At 69.3% G+C, this 16709-nt stretch carries 15 protein-coding genes; 9 read left to right on the forward strand and 6 right to left on the reverse strand.

Annotation, left to right across the window (positions count from 1 at the left end):
• Window positions 1-51 precede the first annotated feature (51 nt).
• On the forward strand, window positions 52-1767 hold the full coding sequence (locus FOF48_RS03165; protein ID WP_201755871.1) for a lamin tail domain-containing protein: 1716 nt from the start codon (window positions 52-54) through the stop codon (window positions 1765-1767).
• A 209-nt stretch (window positions 1768-1976) separates the two neighbouring features.
• Here FOF48_RS03165 and FOF48_RS03170 read toward each other — a convergent pair whose 3' ends face one another.
• On the reverse strand, window positions 1977-3722 hold the full coding sequence (locus FOF48_RS03170) for a S28 family serine protease (RefSeq protein WP_143898583.1): 1746 nt from the start codon (window positions 3720-3722) through the stop codon (window positions 1977-1979).
• 148 nt (window positions 3723-3870) lie between these two features.
• Here FOF48_RS03170 and FOF48_RS03175 point away from each other — a divergent pair, with 148 nt between their 5' ends.
• Window positions 3871-6033, forward strand: coding sequence for a peptidase (locus FOF48_RS03175; RefSeq protein ID WP_143898585.1), 2163 nt, complete (start codon window positions 3871-3873; stop codon window positions 6031-6033).
• 6 nt (window positions 6034-6039) lie between these two features.
• Here FOF48_RS03175 and FOF48_RS03180 read toward each other — a convergent pair whose 3' ends face one another.
• On the reverse strand, window positions 6040-7218 hold the full coding sequence (locus FOF48_RS03180; RefSeq protein WP_143898587.1) for an AI-2E family transporter: 1179 nt from the start codon (window positions 7216-7218) through the stop codon (window positions 6040-6042).
• 139 nt (window positions 7219-7357) lie between these two features.
• On the opposite strand from FOF48_RS03180, the gene FOF48_RS03185 reads away from it, so the two are divergent.
• Window positions 7358-7774 (forward strand): DoxX family protein, encoded by a 417-nt coding sequence (locus FOF48_RS03185; RefSeq protein WP_143898589.1) that lies wholly within the window; start codon window positions 7358-7360, stop codon window positions 7772-7774.
• A 6-nt stretch (window positions 7775-7780) separates the two neighbouring features.
• On the opposite strand, the gene FOF48_RS03190 is transcribed toward FOF48_RS03185, so the two are convergent.
• On the reverse strand, window positions 7781-9064 hold the full coding sequence (locus FOF48_RS03190; protein WP_143898591.1) for a threonine/serine exporter ThrE family protein: 1284 nt from the start codon (window positions 9062-9064) through the stop codon (window positions 7781-7783).
• A 209-nt stretch (window positions 9065-9273) separates the two neighbouring features.
• Between FOF48_RS03190 and FOF48_RS03195 the strand changes: the two genes are divergently transcribed.
• Window positions 9274-10086 carry a pseudouridine synthase gene (locus FOF48_RS03195; protein WP_143898593.1) on the forward strand — a complete coding sequence of 271 codons (813 nt, stop codon included), beginning with the start codon at window positions 9274-9276 and terminating at the stop codon, window positions 10084-10086.
• Between the two features lie 22 nt (window positions 10087-10108).
• Here the strand turns inward: FOF48_RS03195 and FOF48_RS03200 are convergent, their stop codons facing one another.
• The gene (locus FOF48_RS03200; RefSeq protein WP_143898595.1) at window positions 10109-12361 is read right to left on the reverse strand and encodes a serine/threonine-protein kinase; all 2253 of its coding nucleotides are present in this window, start codon (window positions 12359-12361) and stop codon (window positions 10109-10111) included.
• Between the two features lie 189 nt (window positions 12362-12550).
• Here FOF48_RS03200 and FOF48_RS37680 point away from each other — a divergent pair, with 189 nt between their 5' ends.
• A complete protein-coding gene (locus FOF48_RS37680) occupies window positions 12551-13003 on the forward strand; it encodes a transposase (protein ID WP_143898597.1) in 453 nt (150 codons plus the stop codon).
• Window positions 13004-13171: 168 nt separating this feature from the next.
• Here the strand turns inward: FOF48_RS37680 and FOF48_RS03210 are convergent, their stop codons facing one another.
• Window positions 13172-13807, reverse strand: coding sequence for a TetR/AcrR family transcriptional regulator (locus FOF48_RS03210; protein ID WP_143898599.1), 636 nt, complete (start codon window positions 13805-13807; stop codon window positions 13172-13174).
• A 126-nt stretch (window positions 13808-13933) separates the two neighbouring features.
• Between FOF48_RS03210 and FOF48_RS03215 the strand changes: the two genes are divergently transcribed.
• Together FOF48_RS03215 and FOF48_RS03220 are read left to right on the forward strand one after the other, a co-directional pair.
• Window positions 13934-14905: an SDR family NAD(P)-dependent oxidoreductase gene (locus FOF48_RS03215; protein WP_143898601.1), complete on the forward strand. Its 972-nt coding sequence runs from the start codon at window positions 13934-13936 to the stop codon at window positions 14903-14905.
• 56 nt (window positions 14906-14961) lie between these two features.
• Window positions 14962-15078 carry a LysM peptidoglycan-binding domain-containing protein gene (locus FOF48_RS03220; protein WP_255441839.1) on the forward strand — a complete coding sequence of 39 codons (117 nt, stop codon included), beginning with the start codon at window positions 14962-14964 and terminating at the stop codon, window positions 15076-15078.
• A 57-nt stretch (window positions 15079-15135) separates the two neighbouring features.
• On the opposite strand, the gene FOF48_RS03225 is transcribed toward FOF48_RS03220, so the two are convergent.
• Complete coding sequence (locus FOF48_RS03225) at window positions 15136-15531, reverse strand: hypothetical protein (protein ID WP_143898602.1); 396 nt, start codon at window positions 15529-15531, stop codon at window positions 15136-15138.
• 361 nt (window positions 15532-15892) lie between these two features.
• Between FOF48_RS03225 and FOF48_RS03230 the strand changes: the two genes are divergently transcribed.
• Both FOF48_RS03230 and FOF48_RS03235 read left to right on the forward strand, forming a co-directional pair.
• Window positions 15893-16186, forward strand: a complete 294-nt coding sequence (locus FOF48_RS03230; protein WP_143898604.1) for a transposase — start codon at window positions 15893-15895, stop codon at window positions 16184-16186.
• A 90-nt stretch (window positions 16187-16276) separates the two neighbouring features.
• Window positions 16277-16699 carry a transposase gene (locus FOF48_RS03235; protein ID WP_186001744.1) on the forward strand — a complete coding sequence of 141 codons (423 nt, stop codon included), beginning with the start codon at window positions 16277-16279 and terminating at the stop codon, window positions 16697-16699.
• Window positions 16700-16709 lie beyond the last annotated feature (10 nt).

A 16709-nucleotide genomic window follows, 5' to 3' on the forward strand; every position in this document is an offset into this window, starting at 1 on the left:
GAACCTCTATGGCTCCTGGGCTTCCCGGGAGCAGGATGAAACATCGTGAACCTGAAACAAGACCTCTTCCGGCGGCCTTCCGCCTCCTTGCGGGCGTGGTCCTTCACGCTGGCGTTCGCGGTGCTGGGCGCCTGCGGGGGTCCGGCGGAGCTGGACGACGGCGCGACGGCGCCCGAGCTCGTCGCTCGCGAGGATGGGCTGGCCAACGTGCGGCTGCGCCTGATGGCGGCGAACCTGAGCAGCGGCAACGGGCAGGACTATGACCCCGGGCACGGCATCCGCATCTTCCAGGGCACCAACCCGGACGTCGTGATGATCCAGGAGTTCAACTACAAGACGGACTCCGCGGCGGACATCCGCAGCTTCGTGGACACGGCCTTCGGCACGGGCTTCTCGTACTACCGTGAGGGGGGCGCGCAGATCCCCAACGGCATCATCAGCCGCTACCCCATCATCGCGTCCGGTGAGTGGGACGACACGCAGGTGTCCAACCGGGACTTCGCGTGGGCGCGCATCGACATCCCGGGGCCCAAGGACCTGTGGGCCATCAGCGTGCACCTGCTGACGACCAACGCCAGCGTCCGCAACACGGAGGCCACCAACCTGGTGAAGTTCATCAACGCCAACGTGCCGGCGGGGGACTACCTGGTCATTGGCGGTGACTTCAACACCAGCAGCCGCAGCGAGGCGGCGCTGAGCACCTTCTCCCAGGTGGTGAACACGGCGTCGCCGTACCCGGCGGACCGCAACGGCAACACCAACACCAACGCGGGCCGCAGCTCGCCGTACGACCACGTGCTGGTGGACAGCGACCTGCGCCCCTACCAGACGTCCGTCGTCATCGGCTCCAGCACCTTCGCCAGCGGGCTGGTGGTGGACACGCGCGTGTACTCGCCCATCTCGGAGATTTCGCCGGCGGTGGCGGGTGACAGCGGCGCGACCGGCATGCAGCACATGGGCGTCATCAAGGACTTCCTCATCCCGGGGGACGCCGTCTCCAGCTCCGTGACGGTGCTGTCGCCCAATGGCGGTGAGAGCTGGGTGGGCGGCTCGGCGCACACCATCACCTGGACGGCGTCCGGCATCTCCAACGTGAAGGTGGAGTACTCGCTGAACGGCTCCTCTTGGACGACGGTGACGTCCAGCACGAGCGCGTCCGCGGGCAGCGTGGCGTGGACGGTGCCCGGCAGCGCCAGCACCAACGCCTGGGTGCGGGTGAGCGATGCGAGCGATGCCTCCGTCAGCGACCTGAACAACGGGGCCTTCACCATCACCACGGGGGGCGGCTCGGGCGGTACGGGCACCCTGTTCATCAACGAGGTGCTGCTGAACGAGCCGGGCTCGGACGTGAGCGGCGAGTTCGTGGAGCTAGTCAACAGCGGCACCGCGGCGGTGGACGTGAGCGGCTGGACGGTGTCCGACAGCACGAACGTGCGGCACACCTTCGCCAGCGGCACCACGGTGGCCGCGGGCAAGGCGGTGGTGGTGTTCGGGGGCGCGTCCGGCATCCCGGCGGGCACGGTGGGCGCGGTGGCCGCGTCCACGGGGACGCTGGGCCTGTCCAACAGCGGGGACACCGTCACGGTGAAGAACAGCGCGGGCACCACGGTGGACTCGGTGGTGTTCGCGTCGTCGCTCGCGAGCACGGACGGCGTGTCCGCCAACCGCAGCCCGGACGTGAGCGCCACGGGCAGCTTCGTGCTGCACACGTCGCTGGCCAGCACGGGCAGCTCGCCCGGCAAGCGCGCCAACGGCACCGCGTTCTAGGCGGCGTCGCCGGGACGCGCTCCGCGTTCCGGCCGCCCGCGCCCGGCCCGGAAGTCCGCCTCTCGGGGCGGCCTTCCGGAGCCTTGGGGGCGGTCCCTGGCTGAGCCTCCTCCGCCCAGGCCGCGACGGCGCGGGGGCGGCTTCCAGGCTCTGGGCCGCTGACCCCGACGGGCCGCCCCGGCGTCATCCCGGGACGGCCTTGGGGCCGCTTACGGCTGCGAGCCCGCGCGCAGCCGGGGCGGCAGGCGCGGCGCGAAGAGGGGCGGCTCGTCCTCGAGCGACACCTTGGGGGCGCGCTTGAGCGGGGAGACGCCCATCCAGCGGTTGAGGGTGGCCTTCGCCTCCGTCTGCTGCTGCGCGGGGAGCTGGCTGATGCGCGCGCCGTGATTCCCGCCCTGCACGGTGTAGTAGTAGGAGTCCTGCGCGCTCCCCAGCGAGTAGGCCGCCGCCGTCCAGGGATCCAGGCTGCCGTAGATGAACATCAGGCGGTTGCCCTGGGTGGACACCCAGTCCTGGATGTCCGGCATGGCCTGGGGACGGAAGACGAACGGGATGCCGGGCGGCGAGTACACCTCGCCGGTGTCCGTGCCCGGGAAGTGGATGAGCGCGCCCAGGTGCGCCTCGTAGGGCTGGGGCCAGCCCAGCTCCAGGGCGGACTGGTAGTAGTAGGCCGCGTAGGGCGCGATGCCCGAGTCCGCGAAGGAGCCCATGCCCACCTCGTAGTCCATCGCGTCGAACAGCTCCTGATCCGTGGCATCGGTGCCGGGGATGTTCTGGACGCAGCGCGAGGGGGCGTCGTACTGCCAGAAGGCGAAGTACGTCTCGATGGCGGCGTGCTCCAGCACCAGCTCCCGGCCCAGCTGCGTGTACGTCAGCCCCTCCGTGCGGGCGTAGTCGTCCACGAGGGCGAGCATCCGCTCCCGCCGCGAGAGCACCTCGCGCTGGAAGGCCCACAGCCGCTCGCGGCAGGCGGCCTGCGCGGCTCCGCCCACGGTGTCCTGGAAGGCCGGGAAGCGCTCGTCATCGCGGCGGGCGATGGGCGCCACGTACGCCACCGTGGCGTCCACGTCATCCGGGTAGAAGCGGCGGAAGAACACCACCGTCTCACCGCCCTTGCTGCCGCCGGTGGACACCCACTTGCCGGTGTAGATGGGCTTGAGCGCCTGGGTGATGCGGTGGAAGTCATCCGCGGACTGGCGGATGGTGAGGTGGCTCCAGTCCGCGGGGGTCGGGATGCTGGGCGGGAAGAAGCGGTGCTCCAGGGCGATCTGGTTGCCTGCCAGCAGCTGTGCGGGCTCCGAGCGGCCGGTCCCCACCGAGACATTGTAGCCACCCGTGTAGAGCACCATCGGCTTCGCGTCCGACGTGTGCATCAGCGTCACGCGCTGTTCGAAGCGCTGGCATTCCGGGTGCGCGTGGTCCGCGGGCTGGTTGTACTTCATGACGAAGAGGCGGTAGCCCGTGGGCACGTTCACGCCGTTGGGGTTCTCCTGCACGGCGAGGCCCGGGATGGCGCGAAGCCGGACCAGGATGTCGAGCGACCGGTTGGTGATGACGCCCAGGTCCGCCGGCTCATCCACCCAGCCGCTCGGGGTGCACGCCACACCACCGTCGGTGCCCGCGTCCGCCTCCGTCCCCGTGCCCGCGTCGGTGCCGGCGTCCAGCTCCGTCCCCGCGTCCGACTCCGCGCCCGCGTCGATGCCGGCGTCCGACTCCGTGCCCGCGTCGATGCCGGCGTCCAGCTCCGGGCCCGCGTCGGCGCCCGCGTCCGTCTCCGCGCCAGGGCCTGCGTCATGACCCGCGTCGATGCCGGCATCCGTGCCCGCGTCCACGGTGTGGGAGCCGCTGTCGGGGGTGGGGGTGGTCGGCTCATCGTCGCCACAGGCCACCGTGCCGAGCAGCGTCAACAGGGGAAGCAACAACACCAGCCGGGGCAAGCGAGAAACACGCACCATGATGTCTCCAAGAGAAGGGCGCCCATCCTAGGACAGGGGGACCCCCCAACGGGCACTCTGTCCAGCCGCGGCGGGCTCGGCCGCGCGCCGCTTGAGTCCACCTCCCGCGCGCGGTAGCCACGACCCGTCACGTCTCCCTGGAGCCTTCATGAAGCCCCTGCTGCTGGCCGCCGTCCTCGCCGCCGCGCCCTCCACCCCACCCGATGCAGGACTCGCCCAGACCGCGCAGCCCACCCTCACGGTCCCTGGCGGAAGGTTCCTCCGGGCCCGCTCCGGAAACACCGCCGTCGCCCAGATGTTCGCGCCGGGCGTCGCGGAGCTGTCGCTCGCGGAGAAGCGCGTGGCGTGGTCCCTCACGCTCGCGGCGCACGCGGGGGAGGACATCGCGTATGACCAGCTGGGTTGGAAGCTGGTGCCGGCCAAGCAGCTGCTGGAGGGCGTCTGGCTGTTCGGCCGGGATGCGCAGAGCGCCGCGTCCGGCTTCGACGCGAAGCTGGCGGACTACCTGCTGCGCTTCTACGGGCACGGCGGCAACCACGACAGCACCACCGGCCAGAAGTTCGTCCCGGCCTTCACCGCCGAGCAGCTTGCCGCGGGCGCCTCCCGCGCCCTCGCGGCCGGCGCGCCCTGGACGGTGAAGGACGAGGCGGGGCTCCAGGCCTGGCTCCAGGAGCTGAAGCCCACCCTCTTCGACGCGGCCTTCGAGCCGCAGCTCACCTCCAAGGCCCCGCCGCCGGGCCAGGACCTGCTCACCGCCTCCTCCAACACCGCCTATGGCCCCGGCGTGACGGAGAAGGACCTGGTGGGCTTCCGGGAGAAGTACCCGCTCAACTCGCGCGTGGTGAAGCAGAACGGCAAGCTGGTGGAGCAGGTGTTCCGCGCGGGCACGCCGGACGGCAAGGTCAAGCCGGGCCTGTACGCGAAGGAGCTCTCGCGCGTCATCGCCCACCTCCAGGAGGCGATGAAGTCCGCGGAGCCCGCGCAGAAGGTCGCGCTGGGCAAGCTCGTGCGCTACTTCCAGACGGGCAGCCCGCAGGACTGGGACGCCTACAACATCGCGTGGCTCAAGGTGGACCCCAAGGTGGACGCCAACCTGGGCTTCATCGAGACGTACGTCGACCCCCGCGGCCACAAGGGGCAGTGGGAGGCGCTCGTCAACTACCGCGACGCGAAGGAGAACCAGATCATGGAGCTCATGGGCCGCAAGGCCCAGTACTTCGAGGACCGGCTGCCCTGGCCCGAGAAGTACCGCCGCAAGAAGGTCGCGCCGCCCGTCGCCAAGGCCATCAACCTCATCACGTCCAACCCGGAGCCGCCCGCGGGCATCAACCTGCCCAACGAGCAGCACATCCGGGAGAAGTACGGCAGCAAGAGCGTGATGATCACCAACGTCATGGACGCGGCCTCCGCCGTGACGCGGCTGCCCCTGGCGCTGGAGTTCTCCCGCACGGCCGAGGACCGCGAGCAGGCGCAGAAGTACTCCGTCACCGCGCGCAAGTGGCTGGTGGCCTTCCATGAGGTGCTGGGCCATGCCTCCGGGCAGGTGGACCCGAAGCTCAAGGGCCAGTCCCCGTCCGTCTTCCTCAAGGAGTACGACAACACGCTGGAGGAGGCGCGGGCGGACCTGGTGGCGCTGTGGCACGCCTTCGACCCGGCGCTCGCGGAGCTGTCGCCGGACCACGAGGCCATCGCGCGGCAGATGTACCGGGACTTCCTGGTGGAGGGGCTCACCAACCTGCGCCGCGTGGAGACGGGCAACGCCTTCGAGGAGGACCACCAGCGCGGCCACCAGATGACGGTGACGTTCCTGGAGGAGCAGGGCGCGGTGAAGCCGGTGGTGGAGAACGGCCGCACGTACCTGACGGTGCCGGACTTCGCGAAGATGCGCGAGGCGGTGGGCGCGCTGCTGTCCCGCCTGATGGTCATCAAGGCCACCGGTGACTACGAGGGCATCCGCGCGCTGGTCCAGGAGAAGGGCATCCACTTCGACCCGAAGCTGCGCGACGAGGTCGCCCGCCGCGTGAAGGCCGCGGATGTGCCCACAGTGCTGCTGCTCAACTCTCCGCGCGTGGTGCCGGTGCTGGACGCGAAGGGCGACATGGTGGACCTGAAGGAGGACACCACCCAGGCCTTCGTGGATCAGCACCTGGAGCGCAGCCTGCTGGGACGGCTGTCGCCCGCGGAGGCCCGCCGCGTCGCCGCGAAGGTGGCGGCCTCTCCGGAGGGGGTGCGCGACGCGTTCCGGGAGCTGGGCCCGGAAGCCGCTCCGGCGCCCGCGAAGGGGACCGCGCCGAGGAAGTCCGCGCCCTGACGGCGGTCAATGCTCGGGCGGCACGTCCACGTCGGCAAGGGGCTCGCCGGACTCCGAGGTGAGCACGGCGCGATGGCCGCCCGGCTCCACCGGCGGCCCGCCCGGCGTGGACGGGTCGCCCACCCGGCCGTTGGGCCGGCCGTAGTCGCGCTCGTAGATGCGGACCACGGAGAGGAAGAAGGCGACGATGAGCGGGCCCAGCAGCAGGCCCACGGCGCCGAACGCCGCCAGGCCGCCCAGCAAGGCGAAGAAGATGATGGCGCCGTGCAGGTTCATGCCCTTGCGGGCCAGCAACGGCTTCACGATGTTGTCCACGAGCCCCACCACGACGACGCCCCAGATGGCCAGGAAGAGCGCGGCCCAGGGGTGGCCGCTGAGGAACATCAGGCCCGCGGTGAACAGCACCACCACCGCGGCGCCCACGGCGGGGACGAGGGCGAAGAAGAACGTGAGGCCCGTGAAGAACACGGCCGCGGGCACGCCCACGATGAGGAATCCGATGAGCGCCGCCGCGGCCTGGACCCCCGCGGTGGCCACGGTGGAGACGAGCACCGACACGGACGTGTTCTTGAACTCGCGCAGCAGCTCCTGCGTCTGTCCGCGCCGCAGCGGTGACACGCTCTCCAGCCATTGCACCAGCCGCGCGCCGTCGGTGAGGAAGAAGTAGAGGGCGATGAGCATCAGCGTCGTCTGGAGGATGAGCGTGCCCGTGGCCGCCACCGCTCCCGTCACGGCCTTGGCCGCCGTGCCGCCCTGGCTCGTGACCTGCTCCTGGAGCTTCTGGTCCAGCTGGGCCTGCTCCAGCGGCAGCCGTTGGAGCAGCTTGCTCACCGGGGCCTGGAGGCCGTCGGGGAGCTTGCCCACCAGCCCCTCCACGCCGCTCTCCTGCACGGTCTGCGTCACGAACCGGGCGCCCGCGGACACCTCGGCGACAACGAACGCGGTGAGGCCGCCCAGGGGCAGCAGCAGCGCCAGCAGGACGCCGGTGACGATGACGCCCGCGGACACGGAGCCGTGGCCGCGCACCCGCCGCTTGAGCCGGGTGTAGAGGCCATGGAAGGCGCCCGCCAGCACGGCCGCCAGGAAGAGCGCCTCCGCGAACGGCCGGATGACCAGGCACAGCAGGAGGATGGACAGCAGGATGAGGCCGACGAAGACGCGTCGCGCAACCTGATCGGAAGCCATGGCCCCGGCAAGTTAGGGAGCCGGACCGCTCACCGGGAGCCCGCCTGGTCGGAATGTCACAAGGGAGATTCCCTGAAGGTCGGCCGGCTGGCTGCTCACCGGACTTGGGAGCGGCTTGGGCGAGGGTAGAGTGCGCGCCATGCCGCCTCTCGACTCCGCCCGCTTCACCCTCTGGCTCCCCCAGCTGCTGTGCGCCACCTTCCTGGCCATCCTCTTCCTCCAGTCCGGTCTGGACAAGGTCGTGGACTGGCAGGGGAACCTGGGCTGGCTGACGGGCCACTTCTCCAAGTCGCCCCTGAAGGGCGTGGTGACGCCGATGCTGGGGGTCATCACGCTGATGGAGCTGGCGGCGGGGGCGCTGAGCGCCGCGGGCGCGGTGGCGCTGCTGGTGAATGGCAGCCCCTTCCTCGCCTACCTGGGCGCGGTGCTCTCCGCGCTGTCCCTGCTGGCGCTCTTCTTCGGCCAGCGCATGGCGAAGGAGTACGCGGGGGCGGCGGTGCTGGTGCCGTACTTCGGGGTGGCCGTCGCGAGCGTGTATCTGCTGCGCCTGACGTAGCGGCGCTCAGAGCACCTTGCGCGGGGGCATGATGGCGTTGGCGGACAGCAGGCCCGCCGCCAGCGCCACCGCGACGAGCAGCATGGAGAAGGCCGTGTCCACGCCGGCCACCACGTCGCGCTCCAGCAGCGACGCGAGGCTGCGGAAGCCGACGCTGCCGGGGACGAGCAACATCAGCCCGGGGACGACGGTGGTGACGGACGGCCGGTTGCGAAGCCGCGCCAGCGCGTTGCTGCCAATGCCCAGCAGCAGCGCGCCCGCGAAGGCGCCCAGCTGCGGCCCCAGCAGCAGCGTCCCCAGGCGGGCGCCCCCGAACGCGGCGGCGCCGGCCAGGGCAATCCATCCCCAGTCGCGCGGCCGGGCGCGGAAGAGCACCGCGATGGCGAAGCCCGCGACGATGAGCGCGGCGACGGCGAGCTCCGTCGAAATCACCGAGGGCAGGGGGCCCGCGGGAACCGGCGGCAGCACCGTGGCGACGCGGCTGCCCAGCGCCGCGCCAAAGCCCAACTGGAGGAACACCAGCGCGGCGTGGGTGAGGCGCGACGTGCCGGAGATGAGGTTGCGCGTGGCCACCTCGTTGACGGCGATGGTGAGCGTGAGGCCGGGCAGCAGGACGATGAGGCCCGCGAGCGTGGCGACCTCCCCGTGCAGGGGGCCGAAGAAGTGGGCGGCGAGGCCCGCGAACGCGGCGGACAGCACGGCCGCCACGGGCTCCAGCACCCGCGCGGTGGTGGGCTGCTTGCGCGTCACCAGGTCCACCAGGCCAATGGCCAGGCTGCTGACGCCCGCGACGAGCATCTCCTTCCAACCCCCGCCGAACAGCAGGGCCGCGGAGCCGCCCGCCAGCATCCAGCAGAACAGCTGAAGGACGGGGCCGTAGCGCTGGGGCTGGGCGAGGATGGCCTCCACGCGGGTGGCGCCCTGCGACGGCGTGAGCCGCCCCTGGATGACGTCGTCCGCGAGCATGTCCAGGAGGATGAGGCGCTCCAGGTCCATGTCGCCGGGCTCCACGCGGATGAGGCTGGTGCGCAGGTCCTCGGGGGGGCCGAAGGAGGCGAAGATGGAGGTGGGCGTGGAGAAGAAGCGGGCCTCCAGGCCCAGCCGCTCGCTCACCCGCTGCATCAGCCCTTCCAGGCGGTGGGCGGGCGTGCCGTGGCGGTGCAGGGCATGGCCCAGGCGCAGCACGAAGGCCACCGCGGGGCCAGGAGGCGGCGGCGCGAGCGCGGCGAGGAGTTCAGGCGGGGCTTCGGCGGATTCGGAGGGACGCGTGGACACGGCGGGCGCGCACATGCGCAGAGCCGCCCGGACGAGTCAAACAGCGCGAGGTCGCCCCGCAAGGCCCCCTGCTTGCTCCCATGCGGCCGGTGTCTCGGGAGTCCGTGTCGTCACGCCGCTGATACAGCAACGACCTCCAGCGGTTCCGGGAACGAGTGCTCGCGGTCCCGGGAATCCTTGCCGTCACGCATCTGATACAGCGGCCGGGAACGCAGGGAGGATGCATGGCGCGCAAGCAGAAGACGCCGCGATGGCTGGAGGCCGCGAGGCGCAAGGGCCCGGAGGCCCCGGTGGGCCCGCGCGCGGACTGGCTGGCGCGCGCGCTGGGCCGGGCCGGGGTGTTGCCGCGCGCCGGAGCGGAGCAGGCGATCCGCGATGGCCGGGTGGAGGTGGACGGCCGGGTGGAGAAGGAGCCCTTCGCGCCCGTGGGGGCGGGGACGCGGGTACGCGTGGACGGCGTGGAGCACGCGCTGACGCGGCGGGTGTGGGTGCTGATGTTCCACAAGCCCGCGGGGCCGGTGGTGCACGGCTCGGACCCCGAGGGCGTGGGCACCGTCTTCGAGCGGCTGCGCGCGGTGATGCCTCCGGAGCTTCAAGGGTTCGAGTGGTACGCGGTGGGCCGGTTGGACCGGGACACCACGGGGCTGCTGCTCTTCACCAACGACGAACGCCTGGTGCGGCATGCGACGGAGCCCCGGACGCACCTGCCCAAGCGGTACGTGGCGCGCGTGGAGGGGCTGCCGTCGGAGGCGGCGCTGGCGCGGCTGCGGGAAGGGGTGCTGCTGGAGGACGGCCCCACGCGTCCGGCGGAGGCGGTGCTCCGGTCGCCCGGCGTGGTGGTGCTCACGCTCACGGAGGGACGGCACCATCAGGTGAAGCGGATGCTCGCGGCGGTGGGGCACCCGGTGCTCGCGCTGCACCGGGAGGGGGTGGGGCGGGTGGCGCTGGATGTGGCGGAGGGGGCCTTCCGGAGGCTCACGGACGCGGAGGTGACGCAGGGGCTGGGGTTCCCGTCGGGCGAGGACCTGCCGGAGTAGGACGACAGGAGGCTTCGCCGCTTCAGAAGTCCCGGAGCAGCTCTCGGGCCTTCTGCGGGCTCGAGTAGTTCCTGCGAATGAAGAGCTGCGCCCGGTCGTTGGCGCGCTTGGCCTTGGCGGGCTCGCCAATCAACGTATAGGCGGTCTCCAAGCCCACCCAGGCCCTCCGGTTGCTGGGGTTCTGACGGGTGACGTCCTCGAGGAGCCTCACGGCCTGCTTGCGCTCGGACGGGGTCGCCTTCTGGAGCTTGATGAGTGTCAGGCCCAACTCGAGCTTGGTATCGGCCGAGCCGGGCCTCATCGCGAGCGCGTTCCGGTAGGCGGTGGCCGCCTCCGGGTACCGCTCGTTGCTGAAGGCCGTGCGGCCGGCTTCCATCATGTCCGCGAAGGTCTCTGGCTTCGCGATCCGGCCCGTGGCCGACGACAGGGCGTCCGCCTCGTCGAGGATCTTCACCACCTTCTTGCGGCTGGGGTGAGTGGCGGGAGCGAACTCCAGGAAGCGTTGATAGTGGTTCACGCTGGTGCGGGTGTCATTGGCGCGCGCATACAGCGCCCCCAGCAGGAGCTGACACTCGGCCTCGCGCGGGAACCGCGTCCCGCATTGATGCGCCAGCGTCAAGGCGGCCGGGAGGTCGCCTTGCACCGTCAGCTCCTGGATGCGGCTTCGCAGTTCGTCCAGGGAGGGTTCGGAGGGCTGGGAGGCTGCCTCCACGGGAGGCGCGGTATCGCCTTCGAGGGCCCTCAGCTCGGCCGCCACCGAGGCCCTTCGGGAGTCCTCCGGCGGCATGAGGCTCAGGACGGCCCGGTAGTGGAACGCGGCCAGCGCGGTGTTCTGGCGCAGGGCGTGGGTGCTCGCGAGCATCCAATGGCAGTCGGGGCTCTGGGGCAGGGCGTTGAAGCACCGGGTCGAAAGCTGCAATGCCTCCTCCAGGTGTTGCTCCTTCTGGAGTTGAGTCACGGTCCACCGAGCCTTCGCGATCCCAGCTTCGTCCCATGTCTCCATGGGAGGCGCCTGGAGGGCTCCGGGTGGGCGCTCCATGGGGCGTCCCCCTCCGTGCGTGGCGGGGGGCGGGCTGGTCGACGTGAGCAGCCAGAAGCAACCGGCCCCCACGGTCAGGAGGGCGGTGCTCAACCCCACGGCCAGCTTCCTCGAACCAGGGGGCGCGAGCGCGTCAGGAGGGTCCGCCTCGGGCCCGGGCTCGGCGCGGGGGGACCTCCGGGTATTGCCCCGGACGTGGGAAGGCGTGGGCTTCCGGGCGAGCGCCGCCCCTGGTTCCCGCCAGGACCGCATCTCATCCAGGAAGGCATTGGGGATGGAGAGGTCCCGGCCCTGTTGCGTCAGGTCGTCCCGGAACATCACCCGCAGCAGGTGCGCGAGGCTGAGCGAGGAGAAGCGGGGGTGGTGGGCGTACAGGAACTCCGCCAGGGCTTCTCCAAACGCATGGCTGGACTCGAAGCGCTGGGACCGCTCGGGATGCAAGGCCTTGAGGACGATGGCGTTGAGCGCGGCCGGCAGGTCCGGCCGTAACTCCCCTGGGGGAGGAACCTCGCCATGGGCCACGCGCGTCATCACGACGTGGGGCGGTCCTTCCACGGGGAGCCTGCCGCAGAGCAGTTCATACAGCACGACGCCGGTGGCCCAGACATCGGTGCGAGCATCCACGTCTTCGCCGCGCGCCTGTTCCGGGGAGAAGAAGAGGTACTTGCCCTTCACCACGCCCGGCGCCGTCTTGAAGCCTCGCAAGAGCTGCGCCTTGGCGATGCCGAAGTCGACGATCTTGACCTGGCCTTCGTAGCTCACCAACACGTTGTCGGGAGAGATGTCCCGGTGGACGATGCCCAGGGGCGTTCCGCTGCCGTCCGTGCGCGTATGGGCGTAGTGAAGGCCGCGGCACATCTCCATCGCGATGAAGACAGCGACGGGGAAGGGCAGCGCGGGCATGCCCTCGCGCATCGCGCGCTTGAGGATGCGGTGGAGGGGCTGTCCGTCCACGAACTCCATGGCGAGGAAGTACTCCCCGTCCACGCGGCCGAAGTCGAAGACCTGGGCGACGTTGCCATGGGACAGCGTGGCGGAGATGCGCGCCTCGCTGATGAACATGGAGATGAAGGCTTCGTCGTTGGCGTACTCGGGGAGGACCTTCTTGATGAGGACAGGCTTGGTCACGCCCGCATCCCCTACCAACTGGGCGCGCCACGTCTCCGCCATGCCGCCCCGGCCCAGCCAGGACACCAGCTCATACCGCCCGAAGGTGTCGCCCGCTTGGAGTGCCATGGACTGGCATCCTATTGCCAGATTTCCATGGGGAGAAATGGCGGAATGCCTGACGGGAATGAGGGCCGCGGTAGGCGGATCCGGGAGGGGCCGGGGGCTAGAGTTGGTATAAATTTAATGAGCAGGCATGAAGGCGCAGGCCGGGCCGCTGATCGACATGGAGGGGATGGCCATGTTCGAAGCTGACCGGTGGACCTGACGAATGACCAGTCGAGCCTGATTGAGCCGCGCCTGCCCGCGCGGAGGTTGAAGCGCGAGGACCGGCCCGGGCGAACGCCCACGCCCTCACGGGCGCTGTGGGACGGCATCCTGTGGATTCTGCGGACCGGCGCGCAGTGGAGCGAGTTGCCGCGGGAGAAGTACCCGCCCTACAAGACGGTCCACCGCTGGTTTCAGGGCTGGGTGAGGGACGGTACTTTCAGGCTGCGGGCGAAAACCTCGCCGGCCTCTACGCGCTGGTGGCCACCTGCGTTGCAAGCCGCTGGACTGAGTGCTTGGGCAGCCCCAAGATTCCGAGGATGGATGACGAGTTGCCATCTGCTGACCTTGTTCGACGCTTGGCCACGGGCTCACAGTTGGAGTGCATCGAAGCCGCAAAGGAACTCGCCCGCAGGAAGGATCGTACGGTGCTTTCCGAAGTGACCAACGTCCTGCAACGAGGCGATTCCAGGCATGGCCGGGGGGGGGCCGCGTGGCTGCGTAAGAACTCGCCGTGCCCCCTTCCAGCGCGTGCCGACCGGGCCGGAGCGCGCAGGACGGTCGGCGGTCAGTCGAGGCTCTTCGGCAAACGGCACGCGCGCTGTGGGTAGCTCAGGCTCCTTTCGGCCTGCGCGTCTTCGATGGTAGCTGGAGCAGCAAGTCGGCCGCTTCCTCAGCATCTTTGAGGAGCGTCTTGCGCGGCGTGCCTATCCGCGCACGCACAGTCAGTCCACGCGCAAAATCCGTGACCTGGATCGCGCGCACGGCTACCGGAAAGTCAGGCGGGATGTCTCCCGCGCTGATCCCGTCCCGGAAACGGCGCTCCACCAACGCCGCGCCGCCAGCGACCGTGCTTTGCAGGAATTGCTGAACCTCGGCGTCGTTCACAAGCGGCGCGACGCACACCACAAGGCAGCCCTGGGCCGACCCTTGCTGGGTCGCACTTTCGACGGCGTGCCTCAGAAAGCCAGCGATCGAGTCCCGAAGACTCTGTGGCGAGAGGAGTGCCTTCGCGGCTGATCCGCCCTTCCGTTCTGCGTACGCCCTAAGGACGCGCAAGAATATCGCCCGCTTGTCCCCGAAGACGGCATACAGGCTCGGCCGTCCCACGCCCATCCCGGCGACGAGGTCGTCAATCGTCACTCCGTCGTAGCCTTTCGACCAGAACACCTGAGTCGCCTTTTCCAGCGCCCCCGTCTCATCGAAGCTGCGAGGTCGACCCCTCGGCCTGGCGGTATTTTGAATCATTTAGTTCAGAACTCGTTGACTGTGGTGTTGTCCTAATATATAACCGAACAGTTCATAAATGCCAACCGGGCCCTAGCTGAGCTGGGCCCCACGACTCGACTTTACCTCTCCACCACGGAGCCGCCCTTGAAACATTCGATCGCTCTCGTCACCGGCGCCACCTCGGGGCTCGGTCATGCGGCAGCCCGCCTTCTTGCCGAAGAGGGCTGGGGGGAGACCATCGTCACTGGGCGCAGCCTCGCTCGGGTCAAGGAAACGGCCGCTCAACTCGCGACTGAAACCAGGAAGCAGGTCTTCACACCGCTGGAGCTGGAGTTGGACGCACCATCCAGCGTTCAGTCCGCCCTCGCTACGTTGGTCAAGCGAGGTCAACCGATCGATTTCCTGCTGCTCAATGCAGGACTGGTTCCCTTCAAGAAGCGAGTCCTTACTGCGGACGGAGTCGAGGCTTCCCAAGCTCCTCTCATCGGCCATCATCAACTGACCGTCGGCTTGCTCCGCGCTAACTTGCTGAGCCCCGACGCACGGATCGTTATCGCGGGTGCAGAACCTGCTCGAGGGGGCGTACCCATGTTCAAATACACCGACCTGCCTGCCTTCGCGGACAAGTACCACCAAGGTGATCGAACCGCTGCTGTTGAAGCCCTTATCCACAACGGGCCGAACGTAAAGTACGTGCCGAACAATGCGTATGCCGATGCCAAGCTCATCATCGCGTGGTGGACCGCGGCGCTGGCCCGCCGGCTGCCCTCCGGCATGGCCGTGTACGCCGTGTCGCCCGGGGGCGCAACCGCCACCAAGGTGGTGCGAAGCGCGGGCTGGGCGTTGCGGCATATATTTATCCCAATCGTGAACCTCATTCCCGGCATGAATCAGACCCCGGAGACCGCGGCTCGTCGCTACCTCCAGGCATCGGAATTTGGGACGGACGTTTCAGGGCAATTCTTCGCCTCGGCACAAGGGAAATTCTCGGGCCCAATTGAGGTGCAGCGCCACCCACACCTCCACGACCGCGCTAGCCAGGAAGCCGCGTGGCAGGCCGTCGTTAAGGTTTCTGGCGTTGATTTCACCTCTCTCAAACCCGCGTCGCAGCCATAAGCTCCGCCGATAAAAACCAGCCCATAGGCAAGCTCGCCAAGGACATCTACGGAGACATGAAGCTGTACACGAAGATCTTCGAGGCCAACAAGGATCAGCTCAAGGACCCGGACCACATCAAGGTGGGCCAGGTCCTCAAGCTGCCGCCGAAGACGATCGCCCACCGCGCCTGAGCCGTCAGCGCTCGACGTACCGGTGGACCGCTTTCACGCGGCCCGCCGGCCTCAGGCTCAAGGGCAGTACGGGGAGTCCACCGTTGCCTCGAGCGAGTCGTAGACGAGGCAGTTCTGGTCCGCGGCGCTGTCGTTCTTCTGCTGGCAGCGGTAGTTCCACACGGACGCGCACTGCGTGTAGACCTGTGCGTCGCCGGTGGGCCCCTGGTACGTGGGCGTGCAGGTGCCGCCCGAGCTTCCACCCGACACGGTGCAGGTGTTGGGGTCGGTGTTGCTCGTGCACTTCATGCCGGAGCAGCTGGTGCCTTTGCCCATCCACTTGCCCGAACAGCTGGACGCACTGGTGCGCTGCTCACAGAGCACGCGGTTCAGGTTCCCGTCGTAGTAGGCGCACGCGCCGCTGCCGCTTCCGCCCCCCCGCTCGGGCCGCCAGAGGGCGTTCCCCAGCTCCACTCCGGCGTCCTCGGCTCGGAGAAGCTGTTCAGCGACACCTCGGAGAAGCCCACGTCCTCGCACGAGTCGCCGTCGAAGTAGCCGCAGTAGGCCCAGCCGTCGCACCAGAAGTCGCGGCACTCGTCCTCGGTGTCCTCATTGCAGAAGTAGATGGACGAGCCATGGACGCAGGCGCCCTGGACAGGGAATCACCCTGGCAGCACGAGGCCCACGGCGAGGGACAGGAGGACGGCGGACACAACGCCCGGGAGCCGACGACGGGATGGGGCCATGCCGCCGGATGGTAACGGCAAGTAGGTGACGAATTCACCAAGGGTGGCAGGCCCTCGGGCCTAATATGTGGCGGCCATGAGCCACGGTCGTGATGACACCCGCGCAGCTCAAGAAGCTGGATGCGGCGCTGGGCGCCTACCTTGAGGAGATGGTCGTCGGCATGGGGCGGCTGGAGCGCAGGCGCGCCATGGAGGCCTACGTGACGGGCCTGCTGCTCGTCGCGGTGCCGGGGCAGCACAAGGTATGGCCTCCGGGTGCGACGCCGCACCTTCCGGTGAAGAAGGCGGGAGCGTACGGACGTCCCCGGACACGCTTCGTCGACGACAGCGGCGCGCAGCCCTGGACGATTGAAGAGCTGGCGCTCCAACTCTCCGAGGATTAGTACCGCCGCATCAGCTGGCGCGAGGGCAGCCGCGGTACGCAGTCCTCCACCTTCGCCGCCGTGAGAAACCAGGTCGCTGAAGGCCATGTCGTGCGCAAGGCGCCCGGCGCTCCCGAGTGGCTGCTGTGTGAGTGGCCGCCGGGCGAGGCCGCGCCAACGACGTACTACCTCTCGTCTCTGCCGGAAGACACGCCTCTCAAGCGCCTCGTCACCCTGGCGAAGCTGCGCTGGCGCGTCGAGCGCGACTCCCAGGAGATGAAGGGCGAAGTCGGCCTGGACCACTTCGAGGGCCGCACCTGGAGAGGCTTTCACCACCACGCCACGCTGTGCATGGTGGCCCATGGATTCCTCGCGCTCCGTCGAGCGCTTTTCCCCCGGAGGAAGACACCGTGGACACTGCCCCAAGTGCGCCAGCGGCTTCAGTATCTGCTGCTACGCCGCATCGGCCATTGTCCGCTGTGCCTCCGCAGACTCGGTGCTCGCGCTCCTCCTCGAGGACCGTCGCGCATCTGATCAAGTAGTA

This window comes from Corallococcus sp. Z5C101001 (assembly GCF_007352635.1).
GTDB classification, from domain to species: Bacteria; Myxococcota; Myxococcia; order Myxococcales; family Myxococcaceae; genus Corallococcus; species Corallococcus silvisoli.